Consider the following 19,393-nt stretch of genomic DNA (forward strand, 5'->3'; position numbering starts at 1 on the left):
AGGTCGTGGCGGGCGTTACTGACGCGCGGATCGGGGACGTCGTCGAAGGCGGATAGAAAATCTTCATGATGAGGAGGACTCCATGAACGCAATCCCAGATTCTTTCGTATCATCTCGCTCAGGCCATATTTGACCCATAATTTGAACAACTTTTGATTCTACGTCTGTCTGAGGCAAACGGTGAAAATGGTGATCCGAGAATTTGAAGTGTAAATAAGGCGATACCCTGCAAGAGCTCTGCAGATTGAAAAAAAAGTCGCCCCAAACCTCGAAGCGGATGTCGACCGCACGTGTTTTAGACTGCCTGACTACCCTCATCATCTGACAACCAGCAAGGAATAAAAGAAGTGAAGCTCATCAATAAGTTTATCCGTGACGAAAACGGTGCCACCGCCATCGAATACGGCCTGATTGCCGGCCTGATTGCAGTTGTGATCATTGTAGCCGTCAGAGCCGTTGGCGCGGATCTGCTTGTCAAATTTAACGCAATCAGCAGTGCTTTGTGACTGCTCCGTAATACGCCAACCTATCCTGATTGGATCGGCCGCAAAAAGTCGGCCGATCCTTCTCTTTAAGGTGTGCCAATGCTCCAGAAATCCAATGGTTTCGGTCGCAGAAGTGGCTCTTTCGACCAAGCATCTCAGCGCGTTCAAGCCGAGCCAGTCAGCAAAGCCACGGTGACGACACCACCCGTCCAACCTAGTCTCGTACAGGTGGCGCCTCTCGTTCTCAAGCGTACCGATGCCGAAACCGAACTGTTTCGCGACATCAAGCAGCAGCTGTTTTCGGCTCTCGTTGATCTCGTTGATCTTCCGGCACTCTCGAAGCTCACACCAGAGGCGGCCCGAGGGGAGATCGAACAGATACTCTCCGAGATTATTGCGGACCGTCAGATCGCTGTGGTCAGCAAGGACCGCGTCCGGATCGTCGCAGAAATTGCCGATCAGGTTCTCGGCTACGGACCATTGCAGCCCCTTCTTGATCGCGACGACATTGCCGACATTATGGTGAATGGGGCCGGCCGGGTTTTTATCGAGGTGGCCGGTAAAACACAGCAAACCGATATCGTCTTCGACAGCAACGAGCAGCTTCTCAACCTGTGCCAGCGCATCGTCAGTGCCGTTGGCCGCCGGGTTGATGAAAGCTCGCCGATCTGCGATGCCCGCTTGCCTGATGGTAGCCGGGTCAACGTCATCGCACCGCCTTTGGCGATTGACGGTCCCACGCTGACGATCAGAAAGTTCAAGCGTGACAAGCTCACGCTCGATAGTCTGGTTCGGTTTGGCTCGATCACGCCCGAAGGTGCAACGATCCTGCGGATCATTGGCCGGGTACGCTGCAACGTTCTAATCTCGGGTGGCACGGGGTCAGGCAAGACGACGTTGCTGAACTGCATGACCGCTGCGATTGACGCCGAGGAACGTATTGTGACCTGCGAGGACTCGGCCGAGCTGCAGTTGCAGCAGCCGCATGTCGTCCGGCTCGAGACCCGGCCCTCCAATCTCGAGGGCGAGGGCGAAGTCACCATGCGTGATCTCGTCAAAAACTGCCTTCGGATGCGGCCAGAGCGGATCATTGTCGGCGAAGTCCGTGGCCCTGAGGCCTTTGATCTGCTTCAGGCGATGAATACGGGTCACGATGGCTCCATGGGCACGCTGCACGCCAACAGCCCGCGGGAGGCGCTTTCGCGGCTTGAGTCGATGATTTCTGTCGGTGGTTTTAACCTGCCTTCCAAGACCGTTCGGGAAATGATGGTGTCCTCGATTGACGTAATCGTGCAGGCGTCGCGGCTTCGGGATGGCCGTCGTGTCATCACACACATCACCGAGGTGATGGGAATGGAAGGTGATGTCATCACGACGCAGGACCTCTTTATTTACGAAATCACCGGAGAGGATGCGAACGGTAATATTTTGGGCCTGCACCGCTCGAACGGCAATGGTCGGCCGCATTTTTGGGAGCGCGCGCGCTACTACGGTGAGGACGTCCGTCTGCTCAACGCCCTGGACGGATCCGAGCCACGTGAACGACGCCGTGACATGGACGACGACCGCACGTCTTTTGGAAAAGGCCAATGAGCCTGATCCATCCTGTTTTCGCACCCTTTGTCATCGCGGGGCTGGTTCTTGTCGCTGTCTCTGCTGGAATTTGGGCCGTTTTTTCCAAACAGGTGGCCGAACGGGATCGCTCTTACCGCAGGCTTCGCCGTTTTGTGACGTCCGCTGCCTCCTCGGGGCAGCAGAGTGAAAGCAGTGAAGACGAAGTGCGGCGCAATTCGAAAGAAATTCTGGCACGCCGGCGGACTGGCCGGGGCATGTCATTACGAGCCACGCTCCAACAAGCGGGACTGCTCTGGCCCGTTTGGGCGGTCCCAATCGTTGTACTCTGCCTTGCTTTACTGCTGGGCGGCGGCAGCCGCCTGATGGGCCTTTCGCCCCTGATGGCCGGTATGTTCGGCCTCACAACGGGCCCCGGTGCATTTCTTATGTTCCTGCGCGTCCGGCGAAATCGTCGCAAGAAGGCCATGGAGAAGGATTTTCCGGCGGCCCTCGATATTATCGTCCGGGGTGTGAAGACCGGGCTACCGCTCAACGATTGCCTGCGCATGGTGTCGCGCGAAATCGCGGATCCTCTTGGCGCTGAATTTGGCCTGATGGTCGAGCAGCAGAGCCATGGTTTGCCAATGGCGGAAGCCGTAGATCGTCTGGCCGATCGGGTCCCGCTCACGGAAGCTGGTTTTTTCGCGATTGTCATAGGTCTGCAAACCAAGACAGGTGGCCGTCTCGCTGAATCCCTCGACAATCTTGTTTCCGTGCTGCGCGCGCGCGTGCAACTGCGGGCAAAAATCCGATCCATGAGCTCGGAGGCGAAAGCGTCGGGCGGCATTATCGGGGCACTCCCTGTGGTCGTCACGCTGCTCGTCTATATTACGAGCCCGGATTATATCGGACTTCTCTTCACGGAGCCGGTTGGAAATGTTGTCTTGGTCGGTTCCGGTCTGTGGATGCTCATCGGCGTGTTCGTGATGCGCAAGATGATCGCATTCGATTACTAGGAGCGGCAAGCATGAACCTCCTCGACATCATTTACAGCGTCCTTGATGACCCGACGCGCCTTGCGCCGGTTGTTGCCGCGGTTTCGGCTGTCGCAACAGTAACGGCGTTGTCCTGGCCATTTCTTGATGCGCAGAGCCGCCGGCATCGGATGGCCCGCGCTACAGGCTCTGAGCGCTATTTGCGTGATCGCGCCACTGAGGCCCGTAACAAGAATCAGGATGAGGTGATCAGCTTACGCCATGCGGCGCCGCGCCGGCTTTATACGGTGATCGTCGAGCGGCTAAATCTGGGGAAGTTGATCCAGAACCCGCAGACCCGGGCCCTGATCCACCAGGCCGGTTATCGTGGTCCTGCCGCTGCCATCAAGGTGACCGCGATGCGGGTGCTGCTTGGTCTTGGGTTTGGGGCGGCTGCAGCGTTTTACGGTACTCTCGTCTTCCAGGTTGCGTTGCAGCTGCATGCGGCCATCATTGCAACTGCCGCTTTTTTTGGCTGGTACTTGCCTATCGTATTGCTGAAAAACCGGCTCCAGAAGCGGCGGACAGAGATTTCGCGGAACTGGCCTGACGCGATGGATCTGCTTCTTATCTGCGTCGAGTCGGGCATGTCGATCGAAGCGGGCTTTCGTAAAGTCGCCGAAGAAATCTCGATCCAGAGCCTTGTGCTCAGTGAAGAGCTTTCACTCACGACGGCCGAGCTTACCTATCTACCAGACCGACATGCAGCCTATCGTCGCCTGGCGGCGAGAACCGATGTCGAGGGTGTTCGGTCGGTTGTCACCAGCCTGATCCAGTCCGAAAAGTACGGCACGCCGGTGGGTCAGGCGCTCCGGGTGCTTGCACAGGAGAGCCGGTCCTTACGGATGGCCGCGGCGGAGAAAAAGGCTGCGGCACTGCCCCCGAAGCTGACAGTCCCGATGGTCCTGTTTTTTCTGCCGGTTCTGTTTGCCGTCATCATGACGCCCGCAATCATTCAGATCATGCGGAGCTGAAGGTGGGATTGCATATGATCATTTTTAAAAAACGCGGCACATGGGGACGCTTCGCTTGTGATACCCGCGGCGCGGTGGCCGTGATGGCGGCCTTGGCTTTTCCAGTGTTGGTCGGGGGAATGGCTCTCGGAACTGAGGCAGGCTACTGGTATTTGAGCCAGCGCAAGCTGCAGCAGGCAAGCGATCTTGCGGCCTACGCAGCTGCGGTACAACTGCGGTCGGGGCGCGGCAGACCTGACATGGTGGCGGCCGCGTCAGATATGGCAGTCGCCAGCAACTTTCGTCTCGGTAATGATACGATGGACCTCAACCACCCGCCGACAAGCGGAAGCCGAACCGCCGATGCGAAGGCCGTTGAAGTCGTCCTCAACCGTCAGCAGGTGCGGTTTTTTACCCTGATCTACGACACCGATCCGGTTGCTATATCGGCACGCGCGGTGGCCGAGATCCGCGGCGGCGGAGATGCCTGCCTGCTTACACTTGATCCTACTACCTCAGGAGCAATCACCGTATCAGGATCATCGGAAATTATCTTTCAGGGTTGTGACGTCGCCACAAACTCGAACGCCCAGGACGCTTTTTTGATGTCAGGCGGCAAAGTCGAACTGACGGCGGGTTGTGTCCATAGTGTCGGCGGCGTCAGCGCTACTTCCGGTCTCACGCAGACTTCTTGTACCGGCGCAAACACGGAGTCGCCGGTTATCCGCGATCCCTATGCAGACCTTGCCGAGCCGCTGAACGTCGGAACCTGTGTCCCAGGCAGTGTGGGAAGCAACAACGCCACAACGACTGTGACCCCCACTGAAACCCATCCTCTTGGCATGCCGCTGCGCCGGTATTGTGCCGGCCTCAACATCAGCGGAAACGTGACCTTCGGAGCAGGTCTTTACATCGTGGACGGTGGGACACTCCAAATAAATGCCTCTACAGACGTATCGGGCAATGGCGTGACGTTTTTTCTGACCAATGGAGCCACGCTGGCCATCAATGGAGGGGCAACCCTCAACCTGTCTGCGCCAGAGTCTGGCCCGCTGGCGGGTTTGCTATTCTACGCCGCGCGCGGCAGTGTCGGAGTAAAGCATTCCATCAATGGTACTGCAGGCTCGACCCTCAACGGTGCGGTTTATTTCCCGACCAGCGATCTGGATTACAGTGGGAACTTCAGCGGAACCTATGGCTGTACGCAGATCGTCACCCGTCGCGTCACATTCACAGGCAACTCCTCTCTCAATGTCGATTGCTCGGCGGCAGGCACGCGACGCATTCCTGTAGCCGAGACGATTGCATTGGTGGAATAGGGAGCCCTGTCATGATCAGCATCTGGATATACGCGACCCTCTTCTTGGGATTTATGGTGCTTGCGGCGCGGAGTGACGCCCGGGATCTGCGGATTTCAAACAGGCTGACACTGACGATGGCTGCAAGTGGCCTGGCAGCCGTTGGGCTGTTGGGTGGTGGTGCAGCCGCTCTGCTTGTCGCAGCCGCTACGGGCGCTGCAACGCTCGCCATCGCCTGGGTTTTGTTCGAGTTTGGCTGGCTGGGCGGTGGGGATGTCAAGCTTGCCGGTGCCGCCGCGATCTGGCTCGGACCGGAAGCAACACTGGCCTTCGTGCTTGCCACAACGGTTTTTGGGGCAGTGCTTGCCGTGCTGCTGCTCGTACTCAGCCGGTGGGACATGATGCTTGAGATGGTGGGGTCCCATTGGCGCACCCGGCTGACGGCCGACACCATCAGCGTTCCCTATGCTCTGGCGATGGCACCTGCGGGTGTTCTGGCAATACTTGCCCGCTTTCCCGACCTGTTCTGAGGAGACCTCGAAATGATGCGCCTTATTGTTGTTCTGATCGCGCTCCTCGCTGGGGGTGGTGCCGGCTGGCTCGCCCTTGAAGCCACCTGGCGGGAGCCGCCCCTGCAAGAGACCATTGCCATAGAAGCGCCGAAGGTCGATGTCCTGACCCCCAGACTTGACCTTATGCGGGGGGCCAAACTCGACAAATCCCTTCTCACTTGGGCGTCCTGGCCCGCCGATCGGGTCTCTCCGGGCATGATCCTGAAGGATGAACAGCCGGAGGCTCTCTCAGACCTGTCAGGAAGTGTTCTGCGTTCCAACCTTTATGCCGGCGAGCCGGTCCGCTCGCAGCATCTTTCTGAAAATGCCGGCGGGTTCATGTCTATGGTCCTGCAGCCAGGAATGCGTGGAATTGGCATCCAGATCAGTGATGACAAGACCGCGGGTGGCTTTGTGCTTCCGAACGACCGTGTTGATGTGCTCCATACCGTCGTACGGGACGTTGATCGCGACGGAGCCGCAACGGGGACCACACGCACAGTTCTAACCAATATTCGGGTTCTTGCGATCGGGCAGGAGAGCTTCGATGAGGGCACTCTGGTCGAAAGCGAGACAGCCGGGGAGGCTCCTGCGACCAGTGATGCCGATCAGTCCACATTGATCGGAACGACGGCAACACTGGAGGTAACGGCAGAGCAGGCGGAAATCTTGATGGCTGCGGCGGCATCGGGTCAGTTGGCCCTTGCCCTGCGTGCGGCTGACGATTTTGGTCTGAGTGGCATCGGTGACCTGGCGATGCTCGAAGGCATGGCACCCGAGACTTTCATAGAGCCCAAACCGGAACAAAGCGCACCTCCTGTTGAAACTGCCGAAGTTGGAGCAAGCCAGCGTGAGATAACAATCATCTCGACGGGAGTTCCGACGACTGTGCGTACAACCACAAGAAGGGTTTCCCCATGAGCAGCGTGCAAGCCATTTATGTGAACCCAAAGGTCGCGCACAAAAATGAAATACAACCTCAGCACAATGAGACTTTTCGCGAGATCGAGACAAGCGACGCAATAACCACTGAAGCCTTTGATACTGAAAACGGCGCGGCGCAGATGCGTCTCATGCTGCCCAGGATCCGCATTGATGCGTTCATCGCATCGAAAGACCTTGCATCGGTCTTTGGCCGGGTTGCCGCAGACCGACGTGCCGCACGTGCAGAAGTGGTGCTTCATCAAGGCGGGTTCAAAGAGGCCATTGACCAGTTTCGCGACCGGTCACCAGCTCATCTCATCGTTATAGAGGATCCGGGATCCGGCAAAGATCTGGAACGTAACATCGAAGCCCTTGCCGATTACTGCCCGTCATCGGCCCGGTTAGTTATTATCGGGTCCCGGAATGACATCGCACTCTACCGCAGGCTGACCCGGATCGGGGTCAGCGATTATCTTGTTCAGCCAATCAGCCCACGTGACCTTCTTGGGTGTATCCTGTCGATTTTTGGGGATACCGATCAGAATGAGCTGGGGACCGTATTGGCCTTCATCGGCGCGCGCGGAGGATCTGGTGCATCTACCGTTGCACATAATGTCGCGGCCTCACTGAGTGGAACATCTGAGGCGACAACGCTGCTGATTGATGCTGACATTTTTGGAACGGCGGCATTGCAGTTCGATTTCAGTACCCCGCAAGGATTTGTGGAGGCGGTAAAAGAAGGTGAAGCGCTTGATTACGAGATGCTCGACCGTCTCGTCCATTGGCGCGACAAGCGCCTGGGTGTGTTGTCCGCACCTCACAGGCCAGATGAGAGCCTGGCACCTGATGCAGGGTCGCTCCGGCATCTTATCGATCAAGCGCGCCGCATGGCTCAGTTCGTCGTTCTGGATTTGCCGCACGGCTGGAATCCCTGGATCGCCGCAGCGCTTGCTTCGTCTGATCGTATTGGTCTTGTCACGACACCGGACCTGCCATCGCTGCGCAATTCCCGCACGTTGCTTGACCTGATTCAGAAGCTGCGTCTGAACGATCGTCCACCCGAAATTATCCTGAACCGGGTTCCGCCACGGGGCAAGCCGCCGGTTTCCCCAGCCGACTACGAGCGTATACTGGGCAGGCAAATGGCCACTACGATCCCGCTCGATCCAGCGGTTCCATCAGCAGAGATGTCAGGCCGCGTCCTGATCGAAGGTGCACCAAATGCGCCTGCGGCAAAGGCTATAGGCACCCTTACAGCGCAGATGATAGGACGCGGCCCTATTGTCGAAGGAAAAAGTACTTCGATGAATGTATTAAGACGGCTCTTGAAGGGAAAGCGGAAATGAGACGCCAGCGTCGCGGTTCATCTTCTGGCACTGCCGGACTCGAATTTGCGATTATCGCTCCCGTTCTCATTCTTGCTGTGCTGTCGACAGCCGATATCGGCCTCGCAATCCATGAATCGTTCGAGGTTGACCAGGCCCTGCGGAACGGCGCTGAAGTGGCCCTAAGTGATCCGGGTGAAAGCCGCGTCGCGGCTATTTTGAGTGCTGTCGATGACACTAGGGGGGAGCAGCTAAGTACAACTTGGGAGGTTAATCGCTATTACGCGTGCTCCGAAACACCCAACACGAAATTGGAAGTTGATTCCCGTAACTGTAGTGGAAAGCGTCCCACCGCCATTTTCTATGAAATAAAAGGTGTGCGTGCCTACCGTGGATTTCTTTTGCCAGCCCGGAATTTAACACGTCTTGCGTCTGTTCAAGTGCGATGAAAGGCCCCCGGCATCTTTTAAAGAGTCAACGCGGTGCTGCTGCGGTGGAATTTGCCCTGATCGGGCTCCCCTTTATTCTCTTGCTGCTGGGTCTCATAGAGTTCGGCCGCGGCCTGTATATTCGCAACGCTCTAGACTCCGCCGCTGATCGGGCGCAGCGGGTCATTATAATCAATCCTTCGGCAAATACAGATACGCTTGAACAGACTATTCGTTCTGCATTCCAGGCGGGACCTTCAGAATCTCTTACCCTCAGCTATGCAGTAGAAACCATTGACGGTGTGAACTACCGACGCGTGTCTCTTGAATACTCCATGCAACTCTTGCTACCCGCCCCACTTGGGCGCACAGTAAATATTGTTTCATCTCGTCGTGTTGCTCTGCCCAGCTGAACAACAGTTTTGAATTTTTGCATTTCAGCAGCCGCTCCCAACGCATTCGGTCTACTTCGGCTTACTTTGACCGTGCCAAAAATCTGGCTCCGACAGTTACTTGTCTGCAAATAGGCAACTTTGCCATCCTCTCACCACATTTTGATCGCAAAATTAATTAGAATTTCAGTCATCACTGTCAAAATGCATTTAAATGGGTCGAAACAAGAGTTCCATGACTGGGTACTTACTTATAAGCATGATCGCGGGCTTTATCGCCTTTCTGATGACCTATGTCGCAGGTGCCAGCTTAGGTCTGATGGTGTTTTCATACGCTTCGGTCGGCGGGATTACCTTTACTTTTTTTGCTATACTCGTCTTTGTCACTGAGATGATCAAGCGGATGGTGAGCGATAAGAACCATGGCGATTACCGAGCTACAGTCGAACAAATCAAGCAGTCAAAGCCCCTTCGGATAGGAAATGGATTATCGCCCGAATCCACACTCAAGATTCTTGCTGTTGACGACGACCCGCTGATACTCGAACTCATTTCGATGATCGCGCCGACAGATGCAGGATTTGATGTTACGTCGGTAATATCAGCGGACGCCGCCCTTAAGTATCTGGCCAAAAAAAACACAAAGATCGACTGTTTTTTACTAGATATAAACATGCCTGGCATGAATGGCATCGAACTGTGTCGCGCGATCCGCGCAATATCGGGCTATGGTCATACACCAGTTATCATGCTATCCGGGGTGCGAGATGCATTTAGTATGGCCGAAGCATTTAAGGCTGGGGCAACAACCTACGTCACTAAGCCTTTCGACGTCGAAGAGTTCATAATGCATCTTCAATTCGTTTACGAAATCAAGCTGTCGCGAACTGCTGATCCGGGCGCGTCTGATGTTCCAGCAACCTTGGCTCAGCACTTGGTACCGGCGCGCAAGTCGTCGTTCACTGCGCCATTACCAGTGCAAAATTTCATGGTCGATATAAACATTGTAGCCGATTATCTTTCGCAACTTCCGCCGAAGATCGCGCAGGAGATTCAGGTTTTTGGGATTTCATTTACACAGTTGAAGTCTCATACAAGAGCGCTTCCGCCGCTACAGATGGAAGCATTTAATTATAATGTCACACTTGCCGCGAAAAATTGCTTTGATGTAGAAGTGTTCCTAATTGCCAATTTTGATAGTGATAGCTTTGTATTAGTTACAACAGGGGTCAATCTCTCTCAGATCCGAGAACTTGAAAAAAATATTGAGCGCAAGTTGGCTCAGCTCAATTCTTTGAACAGTGAGTTAAGCGACTTGTATTTTTTCACCGCGATCGGCGGACCTCTCCAACCGCAACCCTTATTGCCAAATGATGCTGAATCGCGGATCACTCGCTCGGTCCGAATGGCGCAATGCCGGGCAAGAGGTCTCGCTGAAGCCGTTGTCGCTTAGTCTCTCGCCCGGCTCTTTGTACAGAAAGGGTGAGGGATTCATGTCGTGAATCCCGTGTGGTAGCTCGCCCGCATGAGCAAACTGTCATCGGCTACCTACAAAACCACAAACTATGCAGTCCGCACTGAAGCGCTGAAGCGCACGGGTCATTGGTCTGGCCAGATCAGGGGGCGGGCGTCAGTTTTGCAGACCATGACGCCTATCTGGCCTGTGGTGTGATCGATATGCGCAAGGGGGATCGGGGGGTTGGACCTATAGTTCATACCCATCGTCGATCCCCCTACTCAGCTCGCGTTCCAGTTCCAGCGCCTGCACCCGTTGTTCCTTGATCTCGTTAGCACGTGCGTTGGCCGGATCTGCGATGTCACCAAAATCACAGCCAAAGCGATCAGCGGCGGCTTCGACCTGCGAGATCAGCGCCTTTTGCCGCGCGTCGCTCAGATCCCCGTCTTCGATCTCACGACTGTCCTGCCAGGCGCGGGCGATCTGTTCGATGAACTGTGCCCGCTCGGCCTCCAGCACCGCCAACCGCTCCACCTCACGCGCCTGCGACCTCTCCTCCGCCAAGGCCCGCTGTCGCTCTGCCTCCTTCCCCTGATAGGCCCGGCTGAAACTGGCGGCGAAGTCCCTGGCCCCTGCCCCGGTAAAAAGCGCCCGCGCCGCTTCAGTAGCTGCAGACAACCGACTGACGTCCGCCTCGCGCGCCGCGGTGTAGATATCGCGGGCCTGCACCATGCGCTCCAGCAGATCGGCCATGAGACTGCGCTGCTGACGGACCCCGTGCACCTGCGCCCCGCGCTGGGTGACGGGGGTATAGTCCGTGCCGTCGATCTCAGCCACGCGCCGCGCCTTGCGCTCCATGGCGTTGGCGGCTGGTCCCAGCTTGATCTCGGGATCGCGGTCCAGCGTCATGGCGACCAGCTCCTCGCCGCGATCCAGCGCAGCCTCGCGCTGGTCCTCCAATGAGCGGTGATCAACCCGCGCCTCCAGCCCGGCCAGCTCAAGGGCATGGTTCTGCATCTGCGCCCAGAGGCCGCGCATGTCCTCGATCTCGGCCCCGCCGGTCTTGGCCGCGTCCAGGATGCGGGTCTTGTCGGTCAGACCGTCGGCTGACAGCACACGGGTCGTGGTCAGGATGTGGGCGTGATGGTTGCGCTGATCGCCCTCGCGGTGCGGGGCATGCAGGGCAACATCCGCGGCGATGCCGTAGCGGTCGACCAGCGCCTGGGCGAAGTCCCGCGCCAGGGCGGCCCGGCCTTCCACCGAGAGCTCTGACGGCAGGGCCAGCTCCCACTCGCGGGCGGTGACGGAGTTCTTGCGGGTCTCGCGCGCCTCGGCCGCGTTCCACAGACCGGCGCGATCGGAGGCCCATTCGGGGGCGCCGGTAGGCACGAGGATGAAAGCATCCTCGATACCCTGCTTGCGGGTATAATCATGCACCCGGCCCTCCCGCTCGCAGGACAGGCACTCGCCCGCCCGGTAGGCCGCAGCGGCCGTCGCCGTACGCCCAACGCTGCGCTTCACAGTCTTGACGCTGAGGTGGTAGCTCGCCATGCGCCCTACCCCTCCAGCAGACCGGGACAGGCGGCGGACACCAGCCCGCCGCGGCCTGCCAACACACAACGCAAACCCCGGCACCAGCCACAGGGATGCGGGGTGCGTGGCCCGGTCTGTCGCCCGGCGCGCCGCGCCCCGCAACGCGGAGCGGGCCGGGCGACAGGAGGCAGCAGCGTAGGCGTCCATCCGGACGGCAAGCCGCTGCCTGCCCCGTCGCATCCCTCACTCTGACCGGCCGCACCTGGGCGGTCAGAGTGAGGGACAGACAGGACCGTTTGCCGGACAAGCGCAGCGCGGCAAACGTGGCGAGGAACCGGGCCACAAGGCTCGCTGTTCCGACGCCTCCGGGCTGACGAAGCTGTCAGCAGACCCGGCACCCGCAAGGTGCCACGGTCGCACTGGCGGCGCGTCAGCCCGGCACGCCATCCAATCGCGCAGGTTGGTCTGGGAAGGTTTGGAAGGGGCGATGCGCCCTTCCATTCCAATGTGCATAGCTTCATTGGACGGGGACGCTGTCGGCGGGGGCTCTGCCCCGGTGAGACCGCACGCAAACTTGGCAAGGAACGCAGTGACGGACAAGTTTGCATAAGTGCGCCATTCAATCCTATCGGCTTTCATGGTAGCCCTCCCTCAACGTAGCGCACCACCCCCTCAAAAGGAACCCCGTCATGGCCGACCCTAATCTGGAAAAGCTCGAACGCCAGTACGAACAAGCCAAGGCACGACTTCAATCCGCACGCGCCCGAAAGGCGACACAGGACCGCAAGATCGATGCCCGGCGCAAGATTGTCCTCGGCGGTGCCCTCATCGAACGGGCCAGCCGCGATCCCGATGTGACCCGGTTGCTGAAGTCCCTGGTGGAAGGTCTCGCTCGTGCTCAGGACCGCAAGGCCTTCGAGGGATGGTCTCCCCCAGCTTCGGAGGCAGACAGAGACATCGACACTGTCCTGAACGGAGGTGGAGGCGCGGACAGTGCCGGTGCCCACAGGGGCGATGTCGAGGGGGCGCATGCTGACGATCCGTCGCGAACATCGGACCCTGCAACGGCCAGCAATCTGAATGCCGCGCAAAGTGTCCGGATGGAGAAACCGTCATGAGCGACATCACCGATGCCGAGCCGGACCAGACACCGGAGACCATGCCCAGTTTACGGGATATTTTCTACAAGGAGATCACGACCAACGGTGGTGACAGCGCCGCGGCCTTCATTGAGATCTTGGATGAACTGGACAGCCGCACCGGGGTGACGGACCAGCTGATCGAGCAGGTCAGCCAGAACTTCGATCTGCTCGTGAAATGGCTGATCACGGTAGATGGACGGCTGAAGAATATTCCAGACGACATTGAGACAAGCACACAGGGCGCCACTGACAGCCTGAGCGCCGCAGCAGAGCGTGGGGCAGCCACAGGGGCCAAGCAGGGCACTGCACCCTCACACGACGCCCTGGAGGCCCTCAGGGTGGCCGTGAAGGACTACGCAGCCCGTGAGGCCGTCATCAAGCAGCGCGCCGCTGTAGGGCTGCCCCTCGTCTTTGGCGCAGGTCTCATTGTAGCTCTATTCCTCGGCAGCGTCCTCATCCCCGCCCTGCCCCAGCACTGGCAATGGCCCTGCAAGATCATCGGGGCAGAGTTCAGGCCAAACATCGATCCAGACAGGACGACGACGTTCTGCGTGATCGTCAGGGAGTGAGACATGGCTTTTCTGGGCTCTCAGCATCTTCGGTGCGTCTGTTCTGACAGGTCGCTTCGAGGTGAAAAATGGGCTGATCTTGGCCACGCCCGATCAAGCTGGGTGTTATATATGTGTTAGAGTCTGTGTTACGCGAATCAGTGAGGTTGTTAACCAATTGATTTAATGTCTTTAATCAGCCTGTTTTTTGGCTCCCGGTGGGTGATATTACGAAAGACGGTGGGTGATATTACGAAAGACGGTGGGTGATATTACGAAAGCGTTCCGGTGGGTGATATTACGAACCGCTTGCATCGGTGGGTGATATTACGAATATTGTAGGCATGGTGGGTGATATTACGAAACAGGACAGGACGCCTCTGCTTCCCTTGCGACACGCGCAGGGAGACTTTTTTGTTTGCGATATTTTCGATGCCGCACCTAAGGGTGACATGGCTTCCATGGCGTACCCCATCTTCACCCTTTCGACTAAGCCGGACACAAAAAAACGGCGTTACGTGGCCACCGACGGCAAGAGCTACGTCGAAGTCCGACCAAACATGATCGGTCTCGCCACAGTTCATGACCGCGACGTGCTGATCTATTGCATTTCGCAGGTCATGTCGGCACTGAACGATGGGAAGCAGGTCCATCGGACCTTGCGATTCAAGGCATACGATCTGCTCGTTGCAACCAACCGGCCCGTCGCCGGAACCGGCTACATCGGCCTCAAGGCCGCGCTGGAGCGGTTACAGGGAACCCAGATCGAGACGAACATCACCACAGGCGGTGTCGAACAGATTGACGGTTTCAGCCTGATTGATCGCTACCGGATCGTGCGTGAAACCCGTGACGGCCGGATGCTCGACCTCGAAGTCACCCTCTCGGATTGGGTCTTTAACGCGATTGCCGGTGATGATGTTCTGACACTGAACCGTCGCTATTTTCAGCTCCGCAAACCTCTGGAACGCCGTCTGTATGAGCTGGCTCGCAAGCAATGCGGAACCCAGCCGGAATGGAAATGCGGTCTTGAAAAGCTACAGGGCCGCACCGGCTCGACATCGTCGGACAAGGAGTTCCGGCGTCTCGTAAAAGCGATCTGCAAGGCCGATGAGGAACATAATCACATGCCGGATTATGCTTTCCGACTGCAAGCCGACATATTGACGGTCACGCCGAAGCGCGAGTTTCTTGATACCTATGCGGCGAAACCCCAACAGGATCGGTTGACCGGCGGCTATATCCTGCCCCTCTCGCCTGATACCCTCGAACGGGCGCGGGAGCTGGCCCCGACATGGGACATCAAGGTTCTTGTCGGGGAATGGCGAACCTACGCAGCAAGGCAGAAAGAGCCTCCGAAGAACCCGGACGCCGCATTCCTCGGGTTCTGCAAGATTTGGTATAAGAAACGTGGCCGCAGCGGGTGGTAGAGTAAATACTCAAAAACTCATTTACTCAAATACTCAATCCATAATTTACGGGTGATGCTGGATATGGTTTGGCCTTCTTCCGCCGCCCGCCCCTTGATGCGACGGTAGAGCGAGTCCTCGATCTCCGCGTTCAGACGGCGCTTTTTCTCGTTGGTTTCGGTCACATCGTTCAGGAGCTTGGACTTGATCTCGTCACGCTGGCTTGGGCGTTTACTGGAGAGTGCCATCATGCACCCTCCGCGTGGACGAAGGCGAGAATTTCGTCCGTAAGGGCGTTCATCTCCGCCAGTGCATCGGCGTTCCTGCCGTCGAAAACCGTACCCCCTTCGCTTGCTGTCTGGGGATAGACCTGTCGCTGCGTGATATGTGTAGTGAACACACCCAAACCCTGTTCCGCGAGTGCCCTGCCTATCTCGTCGCCAAGACGTGTTCCAGCGATTGCGCGGCTGATGATGAACCGGGCCGCAGGTTTGCCGTCTGTCACTTCCTGACGGGCCTTGATGAACTCCACCAAGTCCGACGCGGCCCAAAGATCATAAGGGCTTGGTGTGACCGGAACGAACACAAAATCGGCGATCTTGATGCTTGCGGCGATCATGTCCTCCAGCTTAGCTGCGCCATCCATTATGACAAAATCGTAGGCGGCAGCGACATCCGACAGGCTTTTGACGTTGTTTGCCCGATCCAGGGCGACGAGGGGGAGGGGATTCTCTTCGTTGGCCGCGTGCCAGTCGCGGGCGCTGCCCTGCGGATCGGAATCGACTATCAGAACTTTGTGGCCGCGTTCATGCAGCGAACGGGCAAGATTCGTGGCAATGGTAGTTTTTCCGCTGCCGCCCTTGGGATTCAGTATCGCGATAATCGGCAAGTTAGTCACCTTGTGTAAATGAGTTTTTACTCAAATGAGTATATACTCATTTCTGGATGGCGCAATTACCGTTTTGGCAGAAGGCCTACAGCCGGTCCTTCAGCCGTCGCATAAAATCCATCCGCTCGTGTAGGATGGCGATAATGACCGGCCGATCTCCGTCCAGCCAGAAGATGTAGTGGTGCTCGCAGCGATGGATCCGAATACCGTTCGGCAGTCCGTCGAGTGTCTTTGATTGCGCATGTTTGCGTCCAACGGCTTCGCAACACGCCTCAATCCGGTCAAAGTATGTCTCGGCCCGCTTGAAGCCCCAAGTCTCGTAAGTATAGCGCCAGATGCCGCGCAAATCCTCTTCGGCGGCAAGCGTGAGGTCATGGAACTGCATGTGGGCGGCTATCGACCGGCCTGTTCGTGCGCTTCGCGCCGGATGTCGGCCATCGACTTCGTGGAAAGTCCGCCGCGCCGCGCCTGCTCGATCCGGGGACGGAGAAAGTCGGACAAGGCGGCAACCGCCTCGTCTTCGCTCAAGTTATCCAGGGCAGGGGCATCGCCAAGGGTGCGCTTTAGCACATAGTCCTTGATGCTCTCGCCTTTCAGCGCAGCGATGGCCTTCAGCTTCTGATGTTCTTCTAGAGTGAGATCGATCGAGAGTCTGGGCATACTCAGAAGGTAGCATAACATGACCAACAAAACAACATTTGTTGTCTAGAAAATTGACAAACGGTAGTGTCGTTAAGTCCGAACGATAACGAATTGAGCAGGGCAGGGCGCAGCCTTTACCTGAGCGCCGCAAAGTGTCCCGCTAAAATGCAGAAGCACGGCTCACGCCTCAAACATGTCCAATTGCTGCGGCTCGACCCAATACCCGCGCCGGCGCTTGGCGGCTTCCAGCACGATGAGCGCCCCCACGGCAAGGTCCTCGCTGTCAAACCACTCCATGCAGACCTTGCCGCCCTGGCCGATCCGGCCCCACTCGCGGTACAGGGTCCAGGCCCCGAACAGGTTCGGCAGCACCAGCATGCGATAGTACCGGGCCTGATTGGTCGCCGCGTCACGCTTTTCGAGGTAGGTTTGCATGGGTCAGAGGTGATACTTGCGAGCGATATCGAGCGCCTCGGCCTGTTCGGTGCCGATGTACTCCTTGGTACTCTCGATGCTGACGTGTCCCAGCAGGAGCTGGGCGGCACGCAGGTTGCCGGTTTGCTGGTGGATGTACGTCGGGAAGGTCCGGCGCAACGAGTGCAGCCCGTAAAGGGCGGGATCGAGCCGGGCCCGGACCAGCCAGCCTTTGAACAGGCGCCAGAGCTGGCTTTCGCTCAGATGACTGTTGGACCACCGCACGCCCTGTCCGGTGAAGAGCCAACCGTGCAGCGGCCGCTCGCTGACCGCGAGATAGACCCGCAGGCTGTCGCGCGTCACGGCCGACAGCCGGGCCTGCACCGGACGGGCATTCCGGGTCTCGGTCTTCTTCTGGCGGATCTCGACAATCTCGCGCACGCCGAGCGGGGTGGCCACATCGGCCACCCGCAGGCGCACCAGGTCGGAGCCCCGGAAGCAGGTATCGAGGCCAACGTTGAACAGCGCCAAGTCGCGCACCGCCGCCGGCTGGGTCCGGCTGTCCTGCCGCAACAGCAGGCGGATCAGGCTGACCTCGTCGGGGGTGAGGGGGGGCTTCTTGCCCACCACCTTGCCGCGGTTCCAGGCCGGTTTCGGAGGGGGTATCATGAGGCCGATCCTTGCAGGCTATACACTCACCATGGCGGCAAAGCGTGCATGCTGGAAGAAGCAAAGTGCGAAGAACCTATGAAACCCCTACTTTACAAGGCTGCAGCCCACTGGTCGCCATGCGAGCTAATAGTCAAAAGCTTGCATAAAGATCCTGAAGGAGGATACTGGAAAGCTAGACGCAGCAGGTACGCAATTTCGACCTTTCGCATTTGCACTCAACCGGTTCGATCCGACGCAAACGGCCCTAGGCGTCTGACCGCCCAAACGGCTAAGACTCGTCAAAAATCCCAATCTCAGCCTTAGAATTCCATTCTAACCCCGCCGTCAGGCGCGTTTCCACACGCTCTGGAGCGTTTCGGGTAGAAATTTAAAGCGCCTATATTGAGCGCGTTGGCCATCAATCCATCAAACACGTAGCTACCAACTACACCTGCCGGTTGAAACACAGATGGGCAGGTCTAACAGGCTGCTGAAATAGTCCCGCCTCGACAGTAAATTGAGAACATGATTCACTCTCCGCACGGCAATGTCGGGGGTGAAGATGCGCGGGACAGACGAGACGAGCGGGTCGCTGTTTAGCTATGTCGATCTCGAGGAGCGCATCCCTGCCAAGCATCCGCTGCGCAAGATCCGGCAAGTGGTCAATGACGCCCTGGCCAGCCTCGATGACGAGTTTGCCTCACTCTATGTCGACTTCGGCCGTCCTTCTATCGCACCTGAGCGGCTGATCCGGGCCAGCTTGATCCAGATCCTGTTCTCGGTTCGGTCCGAGCGCCAGTTGATGGAGCAGATGCAATACAACCTGATGTTTCGCTGGTTTGTCGGCCTTGGTATCGACGCCCCGGTTTGGGTCCCCACAGTGTTCACCAAAAACCGCGACCGACTTCTGACGACGGACATATCGCGCAAGGTGATGGCGGCAATTCTGGCACACCGCGAGGTGGCACCGCTGTTATCGGATGAGCATTTCTCGGTCGATGGGACATTGATCAAGGCATGGGCTTCAATGAAAAGTTTCCAGCCGAAGGCGGGCGTCACGCCACCCGACGATCAAGGACCGGATGATCCGCCAACGTCCACCATCGCCCCTGACAACCAACCCACCCAATCTGAGCCCGAGACCGAACCGATGCCCCGCCCCCATCACCGCAACCGGAATGCCGAGGTCGACTTCAAGGGCGAGAAGCGCTCGAACGCTACCCACGCGTCAACCACGGATTCGGAGGCACGCCTCTACAAGAAATCGCCCGGCGCCGGCGCGACACTGTGCTTCATGGGCCATGCGCTGATGGAGAACCGCCACGGTCTGGTTGTTCAGGGCGACTTGACGCAGGCAGACGGCCATGCCGAGCGGCGTGCCGCCCTGGACATGGTGCATCGCCACTCTCCCGGATCAACCCGGCGGCTGACGCTTGGGGCGGACAAGGGGTATGACGCTGCCGAGTTCGTCTCTGACCTCAGGGAGGCCTGCGTCACACCGCATGTCGCGCAGAAATCGCGATACTCAGCGATCGACAGGCGCACGACCAGACATCAGGGCTACGCCTTGTCGATCAAGCACCGAAAGCGGATCGAGGAAGCCTTCGGTTGGGCCAAGACCGTCGGCGGCATGGCGCAAACCGTCTATCGGGGCGTCGAACGGGTGCGATCCCGCTTCATCCTGACGATGGCCGCCAATAACCTGGCCCGACTGCCCAGATTACTGGGAACATGAGGCGGAAGACGACTGAATGGGGGTTGAAAG

At 58.0% G+C, this 19,393-nt stretch carries 22 protein-coding genes; 15 read left to right on the forward strand and 7 right to left on the reverse strand.

The genetic code is table 11. The features are described 5' to 3' along the window. Positions 1 to 347 precede the first annotated feature (347 nt). The 11 genes from ACOI1H_RS05850 (at position 348) to ACOI1H_RS05900 (ending at position 10,397) form a co-directional block, all read left to right on the forward strand. Positions 348 to 506 (forward strand): Flp family type IVb pilin, encoded by a 159-nt coding sequence (locus ACOI1H_RS05850; protein WP_422435866.1) that lies wholly within the window; start codon positions 348 to 350, stop codon positions 504 to 506. Between the two features lie 78 nt (positions 507 to 584). Beyond that, entirely contained in the window at positions 585 to 2,078 is a 1,494-nt protein-coding gene (locus tag ACOI1H_RS05855) for a CpaF family protein (protein WP_422435868.1), read from the forward strand. Then, positions 2,075 to 3,055, forward strand: coding sequence for a type II secretion system F family protein (locus ACOI1H_RS05860; RefSeq protein WP_422435870.1), 981 nt, complete (start codon positions 2,075 to 2,077; stop codon positions 3,053 to 3,055). The genes ACOI1H_RS05855 and ACOI1H_RS05860 overlap by 4 nt, the downstream gene beginning before the upstream one ends. 11 nt (positions 3,056 to 3,066) lie before the next feature. After that, a complete protein-coding gene (locus ACOI1H_RS05865) occupies positions 3,067 to 4,047 on the forward strand; it encodes a type II secretion system F family protein (RefSeq protein WP_422435871.1) in 981 nt (326 codons plus the stop codon). Positions 4,048 to 4,061: 14 nt separating this feature from the next. Further along, positions 4,062 to 5,345 carry a pilus assembly protein TadG-related protein gene (locus ACOI1H_RS05870; RefSeq protein WP_422435873.1) on the forward strand — a complete coding sequence of 428 codons (1,284 nt, stop codon included), beginning with the start codon at positions 4,062 to 4,064 and terminating at the stop codon, positions 5,343 to 5,345. 11 nt (positions 5,346 to 5,356) lie between these two features. After that, on the forward strand, positions 5,357 to 5,854 hold the full coding sequence (locus ACOI1H_RS05875) for an A24 family peptidase (protein WP_422435874.1): 498 nt from the start codon (positions 5,357 to 5,359) through the stop codon (positions 5,852 to 5,854). Between the two features lie 12 nt (positions 5,855 to 5,866). Further along, entirely contained in the window at positions 5,867 to 6,796 is a 930-nt protein-coding gene (cpaB, locus tag ACOI1H_RS05880; protein ID WP_422435875.1) for a Flp pilus assembly protein CpaB, read from the forward strand. Beyond that, positions 6,793 to 8,145: an AAA family ATPase gene (locus ACOI1H_RS05885; protein ID WP_422435876.1), complete on the forward strand. Its 1,353-nt coding sequence runs from the start codon at positions 6,793 to 6,795 to the stop codon at positions 8,143 to 8,145. The genes cpaB and ACOI1H_RS05885 overlap by 4 nt, the downstream gene beginning before the upstream one ends. Continuing rightward, on the forward strand, positions 8,142 to 8,573 hold the full coding sequence (locus tag ACOI1H_RS05890) for a TadE/TadG family type IV pilus assembly protein (protein WP_422435877.1): 432 nt from the start codon (positions 8,142 to 8,144) through the stop codon (positions 8,571 to 8,573). Before ACOI1H_RS05885 ends, ACOI1H_RS05890 begins: the two co-directional genes overlap by 4 nt. A gap of 44 nt (positions 8,574 to 8,617) precedes the next feature. After that, a complete protein-coding gene (locus tag ACOI1H_RS05895; protein WP_422435878.1) occupies positions 8,618 to 8,965 on the forward strand; it encodes a TadE/TadG family type IV pilus assembly protein in 348 nt (115 codons plus the stop codon). Between the two features lie 214 nt (positions 8,966 to 9,179). Continuing rightward, positions 9,180 to 10,397: a response regulator gene (locus tag ACOI1H_RS05900; RefSeq protein WP_422435880.1), complete on the forward strand. Its 1,218-nt coding sequence runs from the start codon at positions 9,180 to 9,182 to the stop codon at positions 10,395 to 10,397. 252 nt (positions 10,398 to 10,649) lie between these two features. On the opposite strand, the gene mobQ is transcribed toward ACOI1H_RS05900, so the two are convergent. Beyond that, complete coding sequence (gene mobQ / locus ACOI1H_RS05905) at positions 10,650 to 11,951, reverse strand: MobQ family relaxase (protein WP_422435882.1); 1,302 nt, start codon at positions 11,949 to 11,951, stop codon at positions 10,650 to 10,652. 671 nt (positions 11,952 to 12,622) lie between these two features. On the opposite strand from mobQ, the gene ACOI1H_RS05910 reads away from it, so the two are divergent. The 3 genes from ACOI1H_RS05910 to ACOI1H_RS05920 all read left to right on the forward strand — a co-directional run bounded on the left by ACOI1H_RS05910 (position 12,623) and on the right by ACOI1H_RS05920 (position 15,053). After that, positions 12,623 to 13,051, forward strand: coding sequence for a hypothetical protein (locus ACOI1H_RS05910; protein WP_422435883.1), 429 nt, complete (start codon positions 12,623 to 12,625; stop codon positions 13,049 to 13,051). Further along, the gene (locus tag ACOI1H_RS05915; RefSeq protein ID WP_422435885.1) at positions 13,048 to 13,644 is read left to right on the forward strand and encodes a hypothetical protein; all 597 of its coding nucleotides are present in this window, start codon (positions 13,048 to 13,050) and stop codon (positions 13,642 to 13,644) included. Before ACOI1H_RS05910 ends, ACOI1H_RS05915 begins: the two co-directional genes overlap by 4 nt. Positions 13,645 to 13,967: 323 nt before the next feature. Continuing rightward, complete coding sequence (locus ACOI1H_RS05920; RefSeq protein ID WP_422435905.1) at positions 13,968 to 15,053, forward strand: replication initiator protein A; 1,086 nt, start codon at positions 13,968 to 13,970, stop codon at positions 15,051 to 15,053. 17 nt (positions 15,054 to 15,070) lie between these two features. On the opposite strand, the gene ACOI1H_RS05925 is transcribed toward ACOI1H_RS05920, so the two are convergent. The 6 genes from ACOI1H_RS05925 to ACOI1H_RS05950 all read right to left on the reverse strand — a co-directional run bounded on the left by ACOI1H_RS05925 (position 15,071) and on the right by ACOI1H_RS05950 (position 17,646). Continuing rightward, on the reverse strand, positions 15,071 to 15,283 hold the full coding sequence (locus tag ACOI1H_RS05925; RefSeq protein ID WP_411724340.1) for a hypothetical protein: 213 nt from the start codon (positions 15,281 to 15,283) through the stop codon (positions 15,071 to 15,073). After that, a complete protein-coding gene (parA, locus tag ACOI1H_RS05930) occupies positions 15,280 to 15,921 on the reverse strand; it encodes a ParA family partition ATPase (protein WP_422435887.1) in 642 nt (213 codons plus the stop codon). The genes ACOI1H_RS05925 and parA overlap by 4 nt, the downstream gene beginning before the upstream one ends. Before the next feature lie 85 nt (positions 15,922 to 16,006). After that, the gene (locus ACOI1H_RS05935) at positions 16,007 to 16,306 is read right to left on the reverse strand and encodes a type II toxin-antitoxin system RelE/ParE family toxin (protein ID WP_422435888.1); all 300 of its coding nucleotides are present in this window, start codon (positions 16,304 to 16,306) and stop codon (positions 16,007 to 16,009) included. An 8-nt stretch (positions 16,307 to 16,314) separates the two neighbouring features. Further along, positions 16,315 to 16,581, reverse strand: coding sequence for an antitoxin (locus ACOI1H_RS05940; RefSeq protein ID WP_422435890.1), 267 nt, complete (start codon positions 16,579 to 16,581; stop codon positions 16,315 to 16,317). A gap of 162 nt (positions 16,582 to 16,743) precedes the next feature. Next, positions 16,744 to 16,998 (reverse strand): WGR domain-containing protein, encoded by a 255-nt coding sequence (locus ACOI1H_RS05945; RefSeq protein ID WP_422435892.1) that lies wholly within the window; start codon positions 16,996 to 16,998, stop codon positions 16,744 to 16,746. 3 nt (positions 16,999 to 17,001) lie between these two features. Continuing rightward, a complete protein-coding gene (locus ACOI1H_RS05950; protein WP_422435894.1) occupies positions 17,002 to 17,646 on the reverse strand; it encodes a tyrosine-type recombinase/integrase in 645 nt (214 codons plus the stop codon). 544 nt (positions 17,647 to 18,190) lie between these two features. Between ACOI1H_RS05950 and ACOI1H_RS05955 the strand changes: the two genes are divergently transcribed. Beyond that, positions 18,191 to 19,363 (forward strand): IS5 family transposase, encoded by a 1,173-nt coding sequence (locus tag ACOI1H_RS05955; protein ID WP_422435896.1) that lies wholly within the window; start codon positions 18,191 to 18,193, stop codon positions 19,361 to 19,363. The last annotated feature ends 30 nt before the right edge of the window (positions 19,364 to 19,393 follow it).

The organism is Loktanella sp. DJP18, assembly GCF_049310965.1.
In the GTDB taxonomy this organism is placed as follows: domain Bacteria; phylum Pseudomonadota; class Alphaproteobacteria; order Rhodobacterales; family Rhodobacteraceae; genus Loktanella.

Coding starts and splice junctions, on each gene's coding strand:
- ACOI1H_RS05855 (WP_422435868.1), top strand. CDS start 585: ATGCTCCAGAAATCCAATGGTTTCGGTCGCAGAAGTGGCTCTTTCGAC.
- ACOI1H_RS05860 (WP_422435870.1), top strand. CDS start 2,075: ATGAGCCTGATCCATCCTGTTTTCGCACCCTTTGTCATCGCGGGGCTG.
- ACOI1H_RS05865 (WP_422435871.1), top strand. CDS start 3,067: ATGAACCTCCTCGACATCATTTACAGCGTCCTTGATGACCCGACGCGC.
- ACOI1H_RS05870 (WP_422435873.1), top strand. CDS start 4,062: ATGATCATTTTTAAAAAACGCGGCACATGGGGACGCTTCGCTTGTGAT.
- ACOI1H_RS05875 (WP_422435874.1), top strand. CDS start 5,357: ATGATCAGCATCTGGATATACGCGACCCTCTTCTTGGGATTTATGGTG.
- cpaB (WP_422435875.1), top strand. CDS start 5,867: ATGATGCGCCTTATTGTTGTTCTGATCGCGCTCCTCGCTGGGGGTGGT.
- ACOI1H_RS05885 (WP_422435876.1), top strand. CDS start 6,793: ATGAGCAGCGTGCAAGCCATTTATGTGAACCCAAAGGTCGCGCACAAA.
- ACOI1H_RS05890 (WP_422435877.1), top strand. CDS start 8,142: ATGAGACGCCAGCGTCGCGGTTCATCTTCTGGCACTGCCGGACTCGAA.
- ACOI1H_RS05900 (WP_422435880.1), top strand. CDS start 9,180: ATGACTGGGTACTTACTTATAAGCATGATCGCGGGCTTTATCGCCTTT.
- mobQ (WP_422435882.1), bottom strand. CDS start 11,951: ATGGCGAGCTACCACCTCAGCGTCAAGACTGTGAAGCGCAGCGTTGGG.
- ACOI1H_RS05910 (WP_422435883.1), top strand. CDS start 12,623: ATGGCCGACCCTAATCTGGAAAAGCTCGAACGCCAGTACGAACAAGCC.
- ACOI1H_RS05915 (WP_422435885.1), top strand. CDS start 13,048: ATGAGCGACATCACCGATGCCGAGCCGGACCAGACACCGGAGACCATG.
- ACOI1H_RS05920 (WP_422435905.1), top strand. CDS start 13,968: ATGGTGGGTGATATTACGAAACAGGACAGGACGCCTCTGCTTCCCTTG.
- ACOI1H_RS05925 (WP_411724340.1), bottom strand. CDS start 15,283: ATGATGGCACTCTCCAGTAAACGCCCAAGCCAGCGTGACGAGATCAAG.
- ACOI1H_RS05935 (WP_422435888.1), bottom strand. CDS start 16,306: ATGCAGTTCCATGACCTCACGCTTGCCGCCGAAGAGGATTTGCGCGGC.
- ACOI1H_RS05940 (WP_422435890.1), bottom strand. CDS start 16,581: ATGCCCAGACTCTCGATCGATCTCACTCTAGAAGAACATCAGAAGCTG.
- ACOI1H_RS05945 (WP_422435892.1), bottom strand. CDS start 16,998: ATGCAAACCTACCTCGAAAAGCGTGACGCGGCGACCAATCAGGCCCGG.
- ACOI1H_RS05950 (WP_422435894.1), bottom strand. CDS start 17,646: ATGATACCCCCTCCGAAACCGGCCTGGAACCGCGGCAAGGTGGTGGGC.
- ACOI1H_RS05955 (WP_422435896.1), top strand. CDS start 18,191: ATGCGCGGGACAGACGAGACGAGCGGGTCGCTGTTTAGCTATGTCGAT.